This window comes from Gluconacetobacter brunescens (assembly GCF_048695475.1).
Taxonomy (GTDB): Bacteria; Pseudomonadota; Alphaproteobacteria; order Acetobacterales; family Acetobacteraceae; genus Gluconacetobacter.
Map to the genome: position 1 here is coordinate 1,016,798 of NZ_JBLHEN010000002.1, position 19,969 is coordinate 1,036,766.

Annotated in this window: 4 protein-coding genes and 1 pseudogene; 3 read left to right on the forward strand and 2 right to left on the reverse strand. The window is 65.3% G+C overall.

Annotated elements, in window-relative coordinates; translation table 11 throughout:
• Positions 1-10: 10 nt before the first annotated feature.
• Positions 11-790, forward strand: a complete 780-nt coding sequence (locus tag ACMAUO_RS16915; protein ID WP_420358090.1) for a DUF72 domain-containing protein — start codon at positions 11-13, stop codon at positions 788-790.
• Between the two features lie 333 nt (positions 791-1,123).
• Here ACMAUO_RS16915 and ACMAUO_RS16920 read toward each other — a convergent pair.
• Together ACMAUO_RS16920 and ACMAUO_RS16925 are read right to left on the reverse strand one after the other, a co-directional pair.
• A pseudogene (locus ACMAUO_RS16920) lies at positions 1,124-1,295 on the reverse strand (IS3 family transposase); the annotation flags it as partial.
• Positions 1,296-1,364: 69 nt separating this feature from the next.
• A complete protein-coding gene (locus ACMAUO_RS16925; RefSeq protein ID WP_420358091.1) occupies positions 1,365-17,117 on the reverse strand; it encodes a DUF4347 domain-containing protein in 15,753 nt (5,250 codons plus the stop codon).
• A 319-nt stretch (positions 17,118-17,436) separates the two neighbouring features.
• On the opposite strand from ACMAUO_RS16925, the gene ACMAUO_RS16930 reads away from it, so the two are divergent.
• Together ACMAUO_RS16930 and ACMAUO_RS16935 are read left to right on the forward strand one after the other, a co-directional pair.
• Positions 17,437-19,026 (forward strand): TolC family protein, encoded by a 1,590-nt coding sequence (locus ACMAUO_RS16930; RefSeq protein WP_420358092.1) that lies wholly within the window; start codon positions 17,437-17,439, stop codon positions 19,024-19,026.
• A gap of 87 nt (positions 19,027-19,113) precedes the next feature.
• Positions 19,114-19,962 (forward strand): efflux RND transporter periplasmic adaptor subunit, encoded by an 849-nt coding sequence (locus ACMAUO_RS16935; RefSeq protein WP_420358093.1) that lies wholly within the window; start codon positions 19,114-19,116, stop codon positions 19,960-19,962.
• Positions 19,963-19,969: the final 7 nt, after the last annotated feature.

The following is a 19,969-nucleotide window of genomic DNA, read 5'->3' on the forward strand; positions in this document are numbered from 1 at the left end:
GGAACCGCCCATGTCCATCCGCGTCGGCGTCGCCGGCTGGTCGATCCCCTCCGCGCTAGCCGATCGGTTTCCCCCGGCCGGCACGCATCTCGAACGCTACGGCGCCCGTTTCCCGGCCGTCGAAATCACCAGCAGCTTCTATCGGCCGCACCGACGCACGACCTACGCGCGCTGGGCAGCCAGCGTGCCGCCCACATTCCGCTTTTCCGTCAAGCTGCCCAGGGCGATCACGCACGAGCGCCGCATGATCGACTGTCGCGAGCTTATCGAGCGCTTCGCCGAGGAAACCGGCGGCCTGGGCGAAAAGCGCGGCCCCGTCCTGGTCCAGCTTCCCCCCAGTTTCGCCTATCCCGGCGACATCGCCGAACGCTTCATCAACGAACTGAAGACCATCCTCACCGGGCCTGTCGTGCTGGAGCCAAGACATGCCAGCTGGTTCCAGCCGGAAATCGACCACATGCTGGCCAGGCAGAAGGTCTCACGGGTCGCGGCGGACCCGGCCAGACCGTTGCTTGCGGCACAGCCCGGCGGCTGGAGCGGCCTCGCCTATTTCCGGCTGCACGGCTCCCCCCGCATCTACGAATCGACATATGAAAAAGAAGCCATTGCAGCACAGGCAAGAATCGTTGCGTCGCTGACCGCCCACGGCACCGATGTCTGGACGATCTACGACAACACCATGTTCGGCGCCGCCCCGCAAAATGCCTTGCAGCTTCTCGAAGCTCTCAATGCTTTTCCCCATGAGGCACAAGCAAAGATCGTCACCGCAGCAGGACATGCACAGGGCTGAAGTCGGCTGCGCTTCTCACTCCTCCCGACATCAGGTGGCAAGCGGCTCCCCCCTGTCGGGCGGCATACGGCTGACCCTGCCCCGAACGTGCCCTCAATTGTGAGTTAGGGTCGCGGATCGCTTTGTTCTCATGCCCATCGGCTGCGGCAAGGACAAGACGGGCTCGCCGCGCAAGCGCCTGCCCCGTCTTGCGCGCCCTTGCCAGAGATTCCAGTTCCTGACGCTCCAATGCCGTCAGTTCGATCGCAACCGCCGTGCATCCCATTCGATTACCCCTGCCATCAGGATAATCATGCAAACTTCTCGATCAGGGCACTAGATCATGGCTTCCCGCCGCCGCAAACCGGGCGTCAAGAGTTTTTTGCCCGCAGCTCCTTCAGCGTCGAGACGTCCATCACGCTCTCCGCCAGGAGCCGCTTCAGCTTCGCGTTCTCTTCTTCGCACCCGCCTGATGCTCCTTCAGGATCCGGATGATCTGGTCCTGCGTGAAACGTGCTTTCTTCATCGTCTGTCCCCAGTGGACAGACCTTACTTCAAATCGAAGGAAATTCTCCACAGCAGGTCCGGATCATTCCTATGCATGAAATGCCTGCGTATCGAGCAGCGCACGGGCATCGCGCTGATGCGCCTTGGCGCCCAGATGCCGCAACTGGGTGCGTAGAGAGGGTTTTCCCTTCGAATGCGCGGACGGGTGGTCGTTGATCGAGGCAAGATGCGGGTCGAGCAGCAGCCTGTTGACGGTCGTCTGCATGCTGTCGAGCGTCTGATGGATGGCTCGCGGCACCGCTTGTAGATCGATCATGTCAGTCAGCTGATGCTGGTGACCGATGACGATATGCACGTCGACTTCGGCCTCGTGCCCGTACACATCGCGGCCGCGAACCTTGATGTCGAGCGAGCCGAACGCGCTTTCCGGAGCGGTCCCGGTGAAGACCCGGCTGCGCGTATCGAACGAGAGCCAGTCAGGCAGCGAACTGCCATCTGCCAGCGAGGCGGAGAGCTCGAGTTGGCTTTCGGTCCCGTCGTCGGTCAGGAACGCGCCCATTGGTATGCTCAAGCTGTCTGGCTGATCGACCACGATGAAGTGATTGATCGGCGTGCCGAATATCCAGGTCTGGTGCGCGGCCGCGACGCCACGCTGGAAGATGGTGTCGAACGCACTGTCCACCGACGATGTCAAAGTCGCTGCGGGACTCTCTCCGTTGCTGCCGATCGCGCCCGGCAGGATCGGGATGCCTTGCGGTCGGGTGTTGGCCACCGTCGTGGACAGATCGACGGTCGTGTTGGAAACCGCGCTGGTGGGATCGGTCATCAGGCCGCTGACATCTGCCCGGGATGCGTCCGTTCCATTGATCAGCGTCGAACCGGTTTCGATCAATGCGACCGTCAGTTGTCCGGGGCTGCCGCTGAAATTGGACGCCGGCTGGAAGCTCAACTGGGCGGTGGCGGGCAATATGATGGCTGCGGACGGGGAAAGAGTGGCTGGATCGATGGACTGCCAGCTTTTTCCGCCATCGGTGGAATAGCGCCATGTTCCCTGGCTCGCCGTTGCCGCATCGCCCGTGATCGCGATGCCAGCCAGGCTGTTCGCCGTCGAGCCATCCGGGTTGCCGGCCGATTTCTGTTGGTCGGCCGTGTCGGAGAAATTGCCGCCGAACAGGGTGCCGACCGTCTGCGCGGGGCTGGGCGTATCCGTGGTTCCGGATATCAGCGTGGCCGAGCCGGTGGCGATCGGTGCGTCGTTGACCGGGGCGACACTGGTGTCGAGGTCCACGGAATTGACGCTGAGGGCGGTCTTGCCGCCCGTCTGGGAGACGTCGACGCCGGTCTGGGCGGTGGTGCCGGTGGCGATCTGGGCGCCGGTGACAGGGTTGCCGCTGGCGTCGGTATAGACCGCGACGTCGGTGGAGCTGTCGATCAGGGTGGCCGTCAGGCCGCCGGGCTGGCCGTTATAGTTGGGCGCCGGGTCGAACTGGAGCTGGGCCGAGCCGGAGAGGACCAGGGCGTTGGTGGGGGAGAGATCCGCCGGCAGGGCGGTCCAGGTCTGGCCGTTGTCGGTGGAGTATTTCCAGGTGCCCTGGTCGGGGGTGGCGGCGTCGCCGGTGATGGCCACGCCGGCCAGGCTGTTGGCGCTGGAGCCGGGCTGCTGGTCAACCGTGTCCGAGAAATTGCCGCCGAACAGGGTGCTGACACTCTGCGCCGGGCCGGTGGCGTCCTCGGTGCCGGCGGGCAACGTGGTGCTGCCGCTGGCGATCGGCGCGTCGTTGACCGGGGCGACGCTGGTGTCGAGGTCCACGGAATTGACGCTGAGGGCGGTCTTGCCGCCCGTCAGGGAGACGTCGACGCCGGTCTGGGCGGTGGTGCCGGTGGCGATCTGGGCGCCGGTGACAGGGTTGCCGCTGGCGTCGGTATAGACCGGGACGTCGGTGGAGCTGTCGATCAGGGTGGCCGTCAGGCCGCCGGGCTGGCCGTTATAGTTGGGCGCCGGGTCGAACTGGAGCTGGGCCGAGCCGGAGAGGACCAGGGCGTTGGTGGGGGAAAGGTCGGCCGGCAGGGCGGTCCAGGTCTGGCCGTTGTCGGTGGAGTATTTCCAGGTGCCCTGGTCGGGGGTGGCGGCATCGCCGGTGATGGCCACACCGGCCAGGCTGTTGGCGCTGGAGCCGGGCTGTTGGTCAACCGTGTCGGAGAAATTGCCGCCGAACAGGGTGCTGACATTCTGCGCCGGGCCAGTGGCGTCCTCGGTGCCGGCGGGCAACGTGGTGCTGCCGGTGGCGATCGGCGCGTCGTTGACCGGGGTGACCTGGACGGTCAGGGGTTCGGTGGTGGCGCTGATCGAGGAGGTGCCCCCGGCAGTGCTGACATCGACGCCGCTCTGCGCGATCGGGCTGGTGGCGCCGGCCAGGCTGGAGCCATAGACCGGGTTGCCGCTGCCGTCCGTATAGAGGGGCGCCGCGCCGCTGGTGCTGTCGCTGCTGTCGATCGCCTGGACCGTCAGGCCGCCGGGCTGGCCGTTGAAATTGGCCACCGGCACGAAGTCGAGCTGCGCGTTGCTGGAGAGGACCAGCGCGTTGGTGGGAGACAGGTCGGACGGCAGGGCCGTCCAGCTCTGGCCGCCATCGGTCGAATAGCGCCACACGCCCTGGGTCGCCGGGTCGGCGGCATCGGCGGTGATGGCCATGCCGGCGATGGTGTTCGCCGTCGAGCCCGTGCTGTTGGAGGCGGAGTGCTGCTGGTCCGTCTGGTCCGTAAAGACGGGGGTGAGCAGCGATGCCACCGTGCTGCCCGGGGCGTTCGAGGTGGCCGTGTCTTCCGGCACGGCCGGCATGGTCGGCGCGCCGGTCAGCGCCGGGGCGTCGTTGACGGCCGTGACAGTGGTGTCGAGCGGCACGGAATTGACGCTGAGGGCGGTCTTGCCGCCCGTCTGGGAGACGTCGACGCCGGTCTGGGCGGTGCTGCCGGTGGCGATCTGGGCGCCGGTGACAGGGTTGCCGCTGGCGTCGGTATAGACCGGGACGTCGGTGGAACTGTCGATCAGGGTGGCCGTCAGGCTGCCGGGCTGGCCGTTATAGTTGGGCGCCGGGTCGAACTGGAGCTGGGCCGAGCCAGAGAGGACCAGGGCGTTGGTGGGGGAAAGGTCGGCCGGCAGGGCGGTCCAGGTCTGGCCGTTGTCGGTGGAGTATTTCCAGGTGCCCTGGTCGGGGGTGGCGGCGTCGCCGGTGATGGCCACACCGGCCAGGCTGTTGGCGCTGGAGCCGGGCTGCTGGTCAACCGTGTCGGAGAAATTGCCGCCGAACAGGGTGCTGACATTCTGCGCCGGGCCGGTGGCGTCCTCGGTGCCGGATATCAGTGTGGCCGAGCCGGTGGCGATCGGCGCGTCGTTGACCGGGGTGACCTGGACGGTCAGGGGTTCGGTGGTGGCGCTGATCGAGGAAGTGCCCCCGGCAGTGCTGACATCGACGCCGCTCTGCGCGATCGGATTGGTGGCGTTGGCAAGGTCGACGCCATAGACCGACTTGCCGCCATCCGTATAGAGGGCCGCCGCGCCATCTGCCGCGCCGCTGTTGTCGATGACCTGGGTGGTGAGGCCGCCGGGCTGGCCGTTATAATTTGCCACCGGCACGAATTGCAGTTCCGCGCCCTTGGAGAGGACCAGGGCGTTGCTGGTGGAGAGGCCGGAGGGCAGAGCCGTCCAGCTTGATCCGCCATCGGTGGAATATTGCCACGTTCCCTGGGTTACCGGATCGGCGGCGTCGCCGGTGATGGCGATGCCGGCCAGCGTGTTGGCGGCCGAGGCAGTGATACCGCCCGCCGCTTTCTGCTGGTCGGTGCTGTCGGAGAATACCGGATTGAACAGGGTTGCGACCTGGGCGGCCGTCGAGGGCCCGCCTGCCGAATCTTCCGGCGTGGTCAATGCCTGCGGCGCGCCGGTCATGGTCGGGGCATCGTTGAGGGGGGCGACAGACGTGTCGAGCGCGACGGAGGTGGCGCTGAGGGACGTGGCGGCGCCCGTCGTGGTGACGTCGATGCCGGTCAGTGCCATCGCGGTCGTGGCGTTGGCCAGGGTGGCGCCATAGACGGCACCGGCACCGCTGCCCGACAGCGCGGCCGCGCCGGTCTGGTTATCGCTGCTGTCGATGAGGGTGGCGGTCAGGCCCGGAGGCTGGCCGTTGAAATTGGCGGCCGGATCGAACCGCAGTTGGGCGCCCTGCGACAGCACCAGCGCGTTGTTGGCCGACACGTCGGTGGAGATCGTGTTCCAGTTCGTGCCGTCGGTCGAATATTGCCATACGCCCTGCGTCGCCGGGTTGGCGGTGTTGCCGGTGATGGCCACGCCGGCCAGGGTGTTGGCGGTGGAGGCGGTGGGGCCGCCCGCGGCCTGCTGGTCATCCGTCGTGTCGTTGAAGCTGGGATTGAACAGGTCGTGGACGCTGGCGGCGGGGGGCGTGGTTTCGTCCTCGGTCCCTGCCGCCAGGGTCTCGGTCTCCTTGCCCGCGACCACGGTCGGCGCGTCGTTGACCTGGGCGACAGACGTGTCGAGCGCGACCGATGTGGCGCTGAGGGATGTGGTGCCGCCCGTCGTGGTGACGTCGATGCCGGTCAGCGCCATCGGGGCCGTGGCGTTGGCCAGGGTGGCGCCATAGACGGCGTCGGCACCGCTGCCCGACAGCGCGGCCGCGCCGGTCTGGTTATCGCTGCTGTCGATGAGGGTGGCGGTCAGGCCCGGAGGCTGGCCATTGAAATTGGCGGCCGGATCGAACCGCAGTTGCGCGCCCTTCGACAGCACCAGCGCGCTGCCGGCCGACACGTCGGTGGAGATCGTGTTCCAGTGCGTGCCGTCGGTCGAATATTGCCATACGCCCTGCGTCGCCGGGTTGGCGGTGTTGCCGGTGATGGCCACACCGGCCAGCGTGTTGGCGTTCGAGCCTGTGGTGTTGCTGGTGGCGTTCTGCTGGTCCGTCGCGTCGTTGAAGCTGGGATTGAACAGGTCGTTGACACTGGCGGAGGGGGGCGTGGTCGCGTCCTCGGTGCCAGCAGCCAGGGTTTCGGTCTCCTTGCCCGCGACCACGGTCGGCGCGTCGTTGACCGAGGTGACCTGGACGGTCAGGGGTTCGGTGGTGGCGCTGATCGAGGAAGTGCCCCCGGCAGTGCTGACATCGACGCCGCTCTGCGCGATCGGATTGGTGGCGTTGGCAAGGTCGACGCCATAGACCGACTTGCCGCCATCCGTATAGAGGGCCGCCGCGCCATCTGCCGCGCCGCTGTTGTCGATGACCTGGGTGGTGAGGCCGCCGGGCTGGCCGTTATAATTTGCCACCGGCACGAATTGCAGTTCCGCGCCCTTGGAGAGGACCAGGGCGTTGCTGGTGGAGAGGCCGGAGGGCAGAGCCGTCCAGCTTGATCCGCCATCGGTGGAATATTGCCACGTTCCCTGGGTTACCGGATCGGCGGCGTCGCCGGTGATGGCGATGCCGGCCAGCGTGTTGGCGGCCGAGGCAGTGATACCGCCCGCCGCTTTCTGCTGGTCGGTGCTGTCGGAGAATACCGGATTGAACAGGGTTGCGACCTGGGCGGCCGTCGAGGGCCCGCCTGCCGAATCTTCCGGCGTGGTCAATGCCTGCGGCGCGCCGGTCATGGTCGGGGCATCGTTGAGGGGGGCGACAGACGTGTCGAGCGCGACGGAGGTGGCGCTGAGGGACGTGGCGGCGCCCGTCGTGGTGACGTCGATGCCGGTCAGTGCCATCGCGGTCGTGGCGTTGGCCAGGGTGGCGCCATAGACGGCACCGGCACCGCTGCCCGACAGCGCGGCCGCGCCGGTCTGGTTATCGCTGCTGTCGATGAGGGTGGCGGTCAGGCCCGGAGGCTGGCCGTTGAAATTGGCGGCCGGATCGAACCGCAGTTGGGCGCCCTGCGACAGCACCAGCGCGTTGTTGGCCGACACGTCGGTGGAGATCGTGTTCCAGTTCGTGCCGTCGGTCGAATATTGCCATACGCCCTGCGTCGCCGGGTTGGCGGTGTTGCCGGTGATGGCCACGCCGGCCAGGGTGTTGGCGGTGGAGGCGGTGGGGCCGCCCGCGGCCTGCTGGTCATCCGTCGTGTCGTTGAAGCTGGGATTGAACAGGTCGTGGACGCTGGCGGCGGGGGGCGTGGTTTCGTCCTCGGTCCCTGCCGCCAGGGTCTCGGTCTCCTTGCCCGCGACCACGGTCGGCGCGTCGTTGACCTGGGCGACAGACGTGTCGAGCGCGACCGATGTGGCGCTGAGGGATGTGGTGCCGCCCGTCGTGGTGACGTCGATGCCGGTCAGCGCCATCGGGGCCGTGGCGTTGGCCAGGGTGGCGCCATAGACGGCGTCGGCACCGCTGCCCGACAGCGCGGCCGCGCCGGTCTGGTTATCGCTGCTGTCGATGAGGGTGGCGGTCAGGCCCGGAGGCTGGCCATTGAAATTGGCGGCCGGATCGAACCGCAGTTGCGCGCCCTTCGACAGCACCAGCGCGCTGCCGGCCGACACGTCGGTGGAGATCGTGTTCCAGTGCGTGCCGTCGGTCGAATATTGCCATACGCCCTGCGTCGCCGGGTTGGCGGTGTTGCCGGTGATGGCCACACCGGCCAGCGTGTTGGCGTTCGAGCCTGTGGTGTTGCTGGTGGCGTTCTGCTGGTCCGTCGCGTCGTTGAAGCTGGGATTGAACAGGTCGTTGACACTGGCGGAGGGGGGCGTGGTCGCGTCCTCGGTGCCAGCAGCCAGGGTTTCGGTCTCCTTGCCCGCAACCACGGTCGGCGCGTCGTTGACCGAGGCAACCTGGACGGTCAGGGGTTCGGTGGTGGCGCTGATCGAGGAAGTGCCCCCGGCAGTGCTGACATCGACGCCGCTCTGCGCGATCGGATTGGTGGCGTTGGCAAGGTCGACGCCATAGACCTGCTTGCCGCTACCATCCGTATAGAGGGCCGCCGCGCCATCTGCCGCGCCGCTGTTGTCGATGACCTGGGTGGTGAGGCCGCCGGGCTGGCCGTTATAATTTGCCACCGGCACGAATTGCAGTTCCGCGCCCTTGGAGAGGACCAGGGCGTTGCTGGTGGAGAGGCCGGAGGGCAGAGCCGTCCAGCTTGATCCGCCATCGGTGGAATATTGCCACGTTCCCTGGGTTGCCGGATCGGCGGCGTCGCCGGTGATGGCGATGCCGGCCAGCGTGTTGGCGGCCGAGGCAGTGATACCGCCCGCCGCTTTCTGCTGGTCGGTACTGTCGGAGAATACCGGATTGAACAGGGTTCCAACCTGGGCGGCCGTCGAGGGCCCGCCTGCCGAATCTTCCGGCGTGGTCAATGCCTGCGGCGCGCCGGTCATGGTCGGGGCATCGTTGACGGGGGCGACAGACGTGTCGAGCGCGACGGAGGTGGCGCTGAGGGACGTGGCGGCGCCCGTCGTGGTGACGTCGATGCCGGTCAGCGCCATCGCGGTCGTGGCGTTGGCCAGGGTGGCGCCATAGACGGCGTCGGCACCGCTGCCCGACAGCGCGGCCGCGCCGGTCTGGTTATCGCTGCTGTCGATGAGGGTGGCGGTCAGGCCCGGAGGCTGGCCATTGAAATTGGCGGCCGGATCGAACCGCAGTTGCGCGCCCTGCGACAGCACCAGCGCGTTGTTGGCCGACACGTCGGTGGAGATCGTGTTCCAGTTCGTGCCGTCGGTCGAATATTGCCATACGCCCTGCGTCGCCGGGTTGGCGGTGTTGCCGGTGATGGCCACGCCGGCCAGCGTGTTGGCGTTCGAGCCTGTGGTGTTGCTGGTGGAGTTCTGCTGGTCCGCACTGTCGGAGAAATTGCCGCTGAACAGGCTGCTCACCGTCCGCGCCGGGCCGGTGGTGACGTCTTCCGTGCCCGTGGCCAAGGTCGCGCCGCCGCTGGCGAGCGGTGCGTTGTTGACGGCAGTCACCACCAGCGGGACGGATTCGGACGCAGAGGAATAGGCCGCGGTATAATCCGCAGCCGGCGTGGTGGTGCCGTCGGTGCCGGTGCCCAGGGCGGGGTTCGTCGGCAGGGTGGTGACGGTACCATTATGGACACCATCGGCCTGATCCCATGCGCGGAAGGTCAGGGCATTCGGGATCGTGCCGTTCCAGTTCGGGTCGGTCGGCTGGAAATAGACGCGGTCCTGACCCGCGCTGTCCGCCACCAGATTCAGCGCCTGACCCGGCGCCAGGGTCAGTGCCGCCCACTTCGTGCCGCCATCGGTGGTATAATACCAGGTACCGACAGGGCCTGTGCTGCCGTCCGGCTGCCCCGCCGTCGTGGTGGCGGCGGTAATGGCGATGCCGGGGGTCGAACCGGCCGTGCTTTGGCCGTTGAACAGGTTCGCGCCATCGCTATCCGTCACGTTGGCGCTGTTGATCAGGGTGTTGATCGCCGTACCGACGGGGCCAGTGGGCGTCCCGGTGCTGTTTCCAACCTCCCCCGCCGCCGTCAGGGAGACGGGAACGGTCGTATCCAGGACCGGCGAATCGTCGGACGGGACGACCGTGATGCTTCCCGTCGTCACCACCGGCGTGGTGGCACCGTTTTCGTAGAGCGAGATCGTCACGTCCCGCGTTGTATCCGTGGGCGTGGCGGAGGTATCGTAATAGGCGACCGATTGCAGCGCCGCCTGCCACTGCGCCAGGGTCGCGGTGCCGCTGGCGGGTGTCAGGGTCAGGATGCCGGTGTTGGAATCATATGTCGCGCTCAGGCCGTTCGCAGCCGCGGCGGTGGCTTGCAGCACGTCTTCGGCGGCCTGGACATTGGTGATCTGGATGGTCGCCTTCTGGATCGAGTTCGCGCTGCCGCCCGACGCATCGGTCAGGCTGAGCGCGGGTTCGAGTTGCACGGCGCTGGCCGGGACCGCCGGATTGCTGCCCACGCCGGGATCGTTCGGTTCGGTGTAGGTAGCGGTGAAACCGGAGGGCGGGGGAATATCGACGGTCGCGAGCAGAGGTGTGCTGGTCTGCACGCCCCCGGTGCCCTGCGGCCCGTAAGTGCCGGAGAGGCCGGACATGCCTGTATTCCCGTCCGACAGGGTTGCGCCGATGGTAACGCCGGTCATGCCGGACGTGTCGCTGCCGGGGGTGTAGGTGTAGGTCAGGTTCTGGATCACGTCGGCAATGGACGACGCGGTGGCTGGCGTGTCGAACGTCACCACCAGCTTGCCGCCCGACTGGGTGTAGGTGCCCACTTCCGTGTGGTTGACCGTAACCGTACTGTCGGCACCGAAAGCCACGGTGCCACTGGTGCCGAAACCGAAACTGTCCGCGCCCGACGGCTGTGCCGTGCCGCTAACATAGCGCTGGACCGTTAGGACCGTGCCAGCATAGGAATCGCCGGACTTGCCGGCAGCACCCGTCGGGTCGGTCGTGGCTTTGCCAAGCAAATTGTCGATCTCGGCATCGGTGACCGTGACCGTGCCGCTGCCCAGCGCCACGGCCGTTGTTCCGTCGGCGTAGCCGGTAACCGGCGTGCCGCCCCACCCGGTGGCGGCGCCGGTGACGGACAGGACGGGGGCCTTGTCGGCCAGCGCGAAGGCCATGTTGACGCCGGTGGCAACCACGCCTGTTCCACCACCGTCGGGTGAGACGGTCGCCGTGTCGTTGGCGGTCGTGGCGTCGGGATTATCGGCATTATAGATCAGCGTTTCGTTCGCCGGCAGGCCGTCCGCGTTCGCATCGGGCAGGCTGACCTGTGCGAGAGAGGCCGCACCTGTCGCGGTGACCGCCCCCAACTGGGTCGTGGTTCCATAGATCGGGGCCAGGACGGAGTATGTGCCGGGGAAAGTGCTATTGGACGGGGTCGTCTTCACGGTCTGGCTGAAATTGTCCCCTGTCGTAGTGTAGTCTCCATCCGCCCCCGCGCTGGTGACCGTGACCGTGACATTGCCGAGCGGGGTATCCGTTGCTGAATCGTACGCCGTCGGGTCGTTGCCCAGCGCCTGCCAGACCTGGCCCGAGATGGCGGCGAGGCCGGTGGTGACGCTGGCGCTGTAGTTGTTCCGCGTGGTGTTCCCATTCCCGTCCGAGCTCACCGTCGCGGAGCCGTCCCGGCTTTCGGTCACGCCGCCGGTAGCGCCAACTATGGCGTTTTTCAGAGACAGCCAGTTGACGGTCGCCTTGGTTTCGGCCGCGCCCTCGGTCGGAACGGTGAGATTCACCGTGTAGGTAATCGTCTCCGTCTCGCCGCCCCCGAGGGTGAAGTTCCCCGTGATCGCATTGCCGGCGCCGTTGATCGCGGGCAGCGCCCCGTCGGTCGTCCCGGTTGTCGACGCGAGGCCCGAGAGGCTCAACGAACCCGCCACGTAGGTTTCGTTGCTGGCATCCAGCGGGTCGTACAAATTCACACCGTAGGCTGTAGCTGTATTGCTTCCGGTGTTCTTCAGGGTGTCCACATAGGTGACGGAGTTACCGGTGATGTTGCTGACCGTCTTGGTCAGGGTGACGTTCGGTTCCCTGACGTCTTCGGTCACCGCGCTGGGGGTTGTGGCGGTGCCGTTGGCGGTCAGGGTCAGCTTCTCGGTATTTCCGGCACCAATGGTGGTACCGGAAATGTTGCTGGTGTCGTTGTTCACCGTCGCCTTCATATCGACGACAACATAGGACGACCCGCCGCTGCCGCTGGAATTATTCTCCGTTACCGTGCCGAGATTTATGCTCAGAACCCCGTCCGCATAGGTAACGTCGGTCCCGTCTGCCACCGTAAGGGCCTGCGTGGCGATGGCTCCCGCGGCGGTCGTGCCCGATGTCTGAACGCCCGAAGAAGTCGAGGATTTGTCGGCGGCCGCCAGCAGGGCATCCAGGGTCGTGGAACGCATCTGCCCATCGGGGCTGATCAGCTCGATCTTGACCGAACTGGTGTCCAACGTCAGGTTCGCCGGCGGCAAGGCGAAGTTCAGCACGATGTCGTTCGATCCTTGCGGCAGGGTCGCTGTGCCGCGCAGGGTGATAACATCGCCCGGAACGACACGGACATTACTCTGCGGCGAATTCGCGCCCGGGCCGTTAATTGCCGTGCCGTTGGCCTCCCCCACGATCGACAGGACCGCGCTCACCGATCCTACCGTGGAGGTGGTGGACTGCGTCCCGGTCGTGACGACATCGGGAGGTGTCAGGGGCGTTGTCGTCGTGTCGGCCGGGACGGAATTGGCTGTGACGTTATCCGTGACCTTTACCTGCGTTCCCACCGTAAGGTTCTGCGCGACCGTGCCGTTGATCGTGTAGGTCAGGGTCTGGTCGGCGGCCAGCCCTTTCGCGGCCAGATTGGTCAGGTAGGTGTTGATCGTGCTGTTGAGATTCGTGATTGACGAACCGCTGTAAGAGAACGATCCCTGTGCGAAACTATAGGTCACACCGGTCAGACTTGCAGGCACAACCGGGTTGACGGTCACGTCATAGGCCGTGACCGGGCCAGTGTTTTTAATCGTGGCCGTATAACTCACCGCTTCATTACTGTAGGCGGAGGTCGGAGCCGACGTGAACGATTCGGTCAGTTTGGGCTCTTGCTCCTTGACGACCAGATCGTTCGCGGCGAGCGGGGTCGAGCTGCCGCCGCCGGGGGCGTAGTTCAGCGTGGCCGTCAGTGGCGTGAGGTCCTGGCCATTGCTGGCCATGGCGTTCGTGTAATTGGCCGTGTAGGTCAGGCTGATCGGCGCCGTGCTGCTGGTCGTGTTTGCGACGGTCTTGCCCAGATCGAAGGTCAGGGTCGTGACGCCGTTCGTGTCGGTTGTCGACTTGACACCCTGGGTCCCCCCGGACAACACGACGTTGCTGTCCGCAGTTACGGCACCGCTTTGGTCGACATAAGTCACACCCTTGGGCAGCGTGACCGTGACCGTGACATCGTCCGATCCGTTGGTCAGTTGGCCTTGCGGCACATTGACCGTGACAGTGGTGGTGCGCTGCTCGCCCGCCACGACGGTATTGTCAGCCGGTTCCGTGCCCGCCACGGTCTCGACGGATTTATCAGCCCCAGCCTGGTCCATGCCGTTGAAATCTGTCGTGCCGCCAACACCGTTGATGCTCGATGCGCTGAGAACCTGCGAGATGGTGGGTGACTGCACGGTAATGGTCGCGGCGTCACTGATATCGCTGCCATCGGTGGCGCCCAGTTGCACGCCGCTGCTGTTGACGAAGTTCGTCGCATCCGTATTGGCGGTGTTGGTATAGGATACGACTTGCGCCCCGGCGGTGACGACCGATCCGGCATCGATCCCGTCGGGAAGGCTCAGATCGTAGGTAATGGTCAGGCTGTTGGCGGCGGTGATATTGCCGCTGCTGTCCTTGGTCGCGGCCGCCAGGACTTCGCCTGTCGTGCTGCCACCACTGTTCAGCACGGTGGACAGGTTCAGCCCGCTGGTCGAGAAATAGGCCGTTAGCTCCGGCCCCGTCAGGGCATAGGTCGCACCGCCGGAGGTGGTAACGGCCATGTTTGTGATCAGGGCCTGGACCTGAGCTGCCGTCATGCCCGGGATGGTCGGTGTCGTGCCGCTGACGGTCAGGGCGTACATGTCTCCGCTGCCGGAATTTTCCACCGTGGTGGCAATCCGGGCGGTATCGCCACCATTGGCGCCGGTCGCGTTCAGGTCGTCCTGCTGCACCAGGCCGCTTGTATTGGGATCTGTGCTGTTAACGAATGGCGACACTCCGGCTGCGGTTGTATTGGCCGCCTCGTAAGACTTAGTCGGGTCGGTCGAGCCACTGGTCAGCGACGGGTCCTGCAACGTGTAGTTAATCGCCCCGCTATCGGTCCCGTCATGCACGATCGACACGACGCCAGTCTTCAGCTCCGCCTGGGGCGAGCCGACCGTCGACTGGACGATTTTCGAGACAGCGGTCGTTCCGCCCTGGCCATCGGTGAAGTTGGACTGTTCCTGGCTGGTCATCTGCAGCCCATCGGCATAGGGCGCGTCGGTCGCCTTCACCGTGTACAGAATCGTGACCGTCTGGTCGCTGGTGGAGGTCGTGACGGGGTTAAGTTTGAACTCCACGCTGTTCGGCCCGCTGGCCGCCGTGGCCGAGGCAATCGTAATGGCCGGGCCGGTCGATGTTACATAATAAGATCCCGCAGTCTGCTCCACGTTGGCTTCGGACGACGCTTCGCTATATGGCGCCGTCGCGGGCACGGTTCCCGATACCGTCGGGTCGGTGGTGGCGAATAGCGGCTCCGGCAGGTAGGATGTCAGGTCCAGCCCCGCGTACGTGCCCGTCTTCAGCGGGTAGGTTACCGCGTAGGTGACAAGGTCGCCCGCCTTGATGGGCGTCGTCGCGGCATTTGTCGTGCTGCCGTTGATCGCGTACACCGCCAGGGTGGGCGCGCTTTCCGGCACGGTTAATGTGGTCTGCGAATCGTCAGTCGCGTATTCCGCCGCGCCGGACGTGCCATTTACCAGGATCGGGTTGCCGCTTGTATCGAGAAGGTTCGCGGTCGCGGTAACGCTGGTCTTCAGCGTGTCGCCCTCGGTAACCGGCTGGCCGGCGTGGAGGGGGTCGATAAAGGTCGTATTGGCCTGCGTGGTATATGTCAGGCTGGCGGTGGTGCCGGCCTTCATGTTCGGGTTGTCCGCCAGGTTGTAGGAAACCGTGGTGATGCCGGTCGTCAGATCCGCGACGTAACTCCAGTTCGAGCCGGTGCCAGTAGAGATTTGATCGCCAGTACCCGCTTGCGTGCTGGTCACAGGGCTGGTTATGCCCGCGAACGTGACCGTCTGGGACGCGCCTGTCATGTCCGTGTATTTCAGGGTGGCGCCGTTGCCGGCCAAAAGCGTCTGCCCGTCCTGGATCGTTTCGGTCAATGTCTGCAGGTTCGAGGCGTAGTAGTCCGAGCTTTCGAGACTGACCTTATGCGAGATCGTATCGCCCGGCATGACTTCGGTCGTGCTGTTTTCGGTAGAACTGCCCGTGGCGGTATCGGTCGCGGTTTCCTGGATGGCGAAAGCCTTGGCGTCGAACGTGCTGGTGGCGCCGGGCGCGGCGGCAATGGAGACATCCGTGAAGCTGACCGGACTATCGGCGACGTAATCCGGCGAATTGGCCGGCGCGGTCCAGGTTCCCGCACTATAGGCCTCGGTGGGTGTGGGGATCTGCTGGGGGGCCACGTTGCCGGTTGTCGTATCGGCTGTCAGGATCTGCGCCCCGCTGACGTCGGTCTGGCCCACATAGACGGGGATCTTGATCGTCGTTGTCCCGTTCGCGGCCGAGATGTTGTCCAGTTCGACGGAGACCGTGCCGCCCTGTCCCGCTGTCGCGGCGGGATCGGGTGTATAGACGGGGGTCTTGTAAGATGGCGTGGAGGACGAACCTGTCACGGAGATCGTACCGCTCGTATTATACGTTACCTGATCCGGCAGCTTGACGGTAATGGTCGCCTTGCCGATCGCGTTGTCCGTCGTGATATCGCCCGGCGTTACGGTGACCTGATAATAGTTGACGAAATCGGAACCGGTCGGGCTTTCGTCCTCGCCCTCCGATGTAATGACCTGCGACTGGATGTTAAGCAGGTCCAGCGGCGAAGAGGCCTCCGCCGTGCTGCCGTAGACAGGCGTGCCGCCGGTCGCGGATGCGCCCAGCTGGTAGCCGCCTGCCGCGTATATGGAAACGTCACCGCCCGTCGTGCCATCCGCCGCGGTCACGCCCGTCAGCGCACTGGTGACGGACGCCGTGGTGGTTCCGAAGGTCGCCTGCATGTCTATGGTTGGCTGGCCCACGGTATAGCTGCCGAACGGCAGGGCGGCGACGTACATCGTATCACCCGCCACCATGCCGCTGGGAGCGTTGACCCACTGCTTGGTCAGCGGGTTGGTCGCCCCGACGACACCGTCCTGCTTCACCAGGGTGACCGCCGTGGGGGAGAGGGATTCGAGCACCGTGGCCGAGCCATCCGCCGCGAGGGAGACGACATTCAGCGATTGCAGCGGCGTGACCTGCTTTGAATTGTTCGGCGCGAAAACCTCGACGAACGGCGAATATCCCGTGCCGGTGCCGTCATTCTTGAAGGTAAGGTTTTCGGTAAAGGTATTGCCCAGCAGGATATCGGATTGCGATCCGGCCAGCGCGATCGTCATGGTCGCATTGGGGACCGAGGAATCCAGGACGGACTGGTAGTCGGCCTGCGCCTGTGCCGAGAACGGGCTGCCCACCTGGGCGGAACTGATGCCCGCCGTCTGTTCCAGCGTCCAGTCGCCGCCCAGGGTGGCCAGGCCGGTCTTGTCGGTGGAGGCCGCGATGTCCGCGCCCGTCAGGGTATGCAGGTCATCGACCAGGGCCTGGCCGTCGGCGCCCTGGCCGACATCGCAGCCCCAGAACAGGATCTGGCCGCCCGGCGCCAGCGCGTCGCCCCAGCCGGTGACCTGCCGGCTGTCGGCCGCGACCGTGGCCTCGTTGATCGTGCTGCTGCCCAGTTCCGCCGCGCCGGGCTGGCCGTAGGTCAGGAAACTGACCGATTGCAGGTCCTGCTGGTGCGCCAGAACGCGCGAGACCACGTCCATGCCGTTGCTGTCGGGCGAGACGACGACGACGCCGACGGTGTCGGGCAGCGAGGCCGTCAGTTCCTTCCAGTCGGTAACGCGCGAATCAACGAAGACGATCGCGGTCAGCGGGCCGGCGGCGGCGGCACTGTCGGCCAGGGTGGGGGCCTGGCTGTGGTCGGTATGGCCGGGTTCGGGGCGGGATGTGCCGGCGGCCGGCGGGGCGTCCGCCACGGCCTCCATCGCATCGGCGACGGCCGTGCCCTCGTGCGTGTCGATTCCGTCATGGTGCGCATGGTGATGCGCGATATGCGCAATGCTGCCATCGAAAAGATAGCGTTGTTCCAAGATCAGACGCATCGGGCCGCCCTAAATGAAAATGCCTCGCAAAGCAGTCAACACGAGGCACTGTATTACATATCCCAAATAATGCAGGATTTTCAGGCCACGGCAATCCGGGCGTTAACTTTTTTTTCCTTTTTTTTCGCGCTGTAACAAATGGGCATTGACCAAATAACAAAAAGATATTTTAAAGCTGAAGTCGTAGCCATAGGGGCGATGTATATCGGGATGGGCTATAGCGTGCGGGTCGCTTTCGCAGCCTCGGCGCTTGAAACCGCTTTATTGAAATTCGGATACAATGCACCATTACGTCGAACGCGCGAGACGGCTTCCGGTTGTGTCCCTGACTGTTTCCGCCCTTCTTGCGCTCTCGGCCTGCGGCGTGCGGCCGAAGCCGATGTCCTTGCAGGAACATATCGCCCGCGCGGACAAGGACCAGGCTGTCATCACAGCCGGTTATGTTCCGCTGAAGGGCGGGTTGAGCCTGGGGACAGCCATCGCCCGCGCCCTCAAATACAATTACGACGCGCAGGTCGCGAAGCTGGAAGCCAGCCAGCAGGAAAAGCAGATCGACCTTGCCCTGATGCAGATGCTGCCGCATCTGGCAGCCGATGCCGGGTATTCGCAGCGCAGCAATAATAATGCGGCGGAAAGTATCGACTGGTTCACCAACCAGCGTTCGCTCGATTATTCTTATTCCGAACAGGCCGCCCATGGCACGGGAGACATCAGTTTCTCGTGGAACATGATGGATGCCGGAATCAGCTATTTCAGCGCGCGCCAGCAATCCTATCGCGCGCTGATCGCGGTCGAACGCCGACGCCGGGCCATCAACGACCTGGTGAAGGCGGTGACGACCAGCTATTGGGAGGCCGTGGCCGCACAGGTCATGCTGCCCCGGCTGGACCCGATCATCAAGGATGCGGAAGCGATGCTGGCGGCGTCGCATGACGCGGCGAACGCCCATCTGCAATCGCCGCTGACCTTGCTGGATTACCAGCAATATATCATCCAGCTTCTGGGCGACCTGCGCCGCATCCGCGACGAACTTGTCAGCGCCAGGATCCAGCTTGCCTCGCTGATCGACGTGCCGCAGGATTCAGTGCTGACATTGACGACGCTGCCGCAGGACGTGAAGCCGATCATGTCGCTGGATAACGTGGCACTGGAGCGGATGGGGCTGGTCATGCGGCCTGAGCTGCGGATGGAAGCCTATCAGCAGAAGATCGACCGGCAGGATGTCTATAAGGAAATCCTGAGGATGATGCCGGGCATCGGCGCCATCGGAAACGGTAATTTCGATTCGAACAGCCTGCTGGTCCATAATATCTGGGGGCAGATCGGCGTTCGCGGCACCATCAATCTGATGAACATGGTGCAGGGGCCGCGCGCCATCTCGATGGCCAAGAGCAATGTCAGGCTGTCGGAAGCACGGCGCCTGGCACTGAGCATTTCGGTGCTGACGCAGGTCAATCTGAGCGCGCAACGCTATCGCACCGCGCTGGACGGGTTGAAGACCGCGCGCGAAATCAACGATGTCAGCCTGCAGATGGAGCGGCTGGCGGATGTCGCCTCGTCGGCCGGCGCGCAATCCAAGGCCGACCGGCTCCGCCACCAGATGGCGGCGCTGCTGGGGCAGTTGGCCTACAGCCGCAACCTGGCGCAGACACATCAGGCGCTGGCCAATGTCTATGCCTCGGTCGGTGTCGACCTGGTGCCGGCCAATGCGGACATGCAGGATCTGGCGCGGCTGACCATGCAGGTCGAACATTCGATCGCGGGATGGGAGGCCGGGCAGTTGCCTGACCTGACGCTGCCCGAAACCGCTTCGGCGCATGGCGGAGACGTTCCTGTCGCCCATGCCCAGCCGCCCGCGTCGTCCGGCCAGCCCGTTGCCTCGGTCGAGCCGGCGGCCAGCGCCGGGTAATGGGCCGATCGGAAAACCGGCGTGCCATCCTGGCCGCATTCCATGCCGGCGGCGATGTCCGGTTCGCGTAATGGGTATCATATCACGATGCGTTTCGCTGTTGCCTTGTCGTCTCTCCTGCTGACGGGCGTGCCCGGTGCGGCCGCCTGGGCGGCCGATACGCCGCCGGTGGCCGCTTCCGTCAAAAGCGCGGCGGTGCCGGCCGTGCCCGTACCGGTTGCACCGGTACAGTCAGCCATGGTCGCGGGCGGGGCAAGCGCGGTGCCCGGGGCGCCGGCCGGCCATCGGCCCGCCGTACAGATTTCAACGCCGGTCAGCGCGCAGATCAGCGCGACCATGTCCGGCCAGTTGGCCGAATTTCCGTTTCGCGATGGCGACCGGTTTCATGCCGGGGATGTGCTGGCACGGTTCCAGTGCGGCCAGCAGAAGGCGACGCTGGCCCATGCACGGGCGGAATATATCAAGCGCAAGGGCCTGCTGGAGGTCCAGAACCGCATGAAGGCGCTGGGCCAGTGGAGCATGTCCGACCTGCGGTCGGCCTCGGCCGATGCCGAGGCCGCGGAAGCGGACCTGGAAATGGCGACGGCGGTGGTGGCGCAATGCACGATCGTCGCGCCGTTCAATGGCCGGGTTTCCAACATCCTGGTCCATAACTACCAGTATCTTTCGCCGGGTACCCCGATGCTGGATATCCTGGACGATTCGTCGCTGGAACTGTCGATGATCGTCTCGTCGATGGAATTGCGGCATCTGCAGCCCGGCACGCCCTATCGCGTGTGGATCCACGAGACCGATCATACCTATGACGCGGTGGTCAGCCGCCTGTCGGGCAAGGTCGATCCGGTCAGCAAGACCATCAAGGTTTATGGGCAACTGGCCAAGCCGGAGCCGGATCTTCTACCGGGCATGACCGGCGACGCCATCCTGACGAACTGACCCCGTA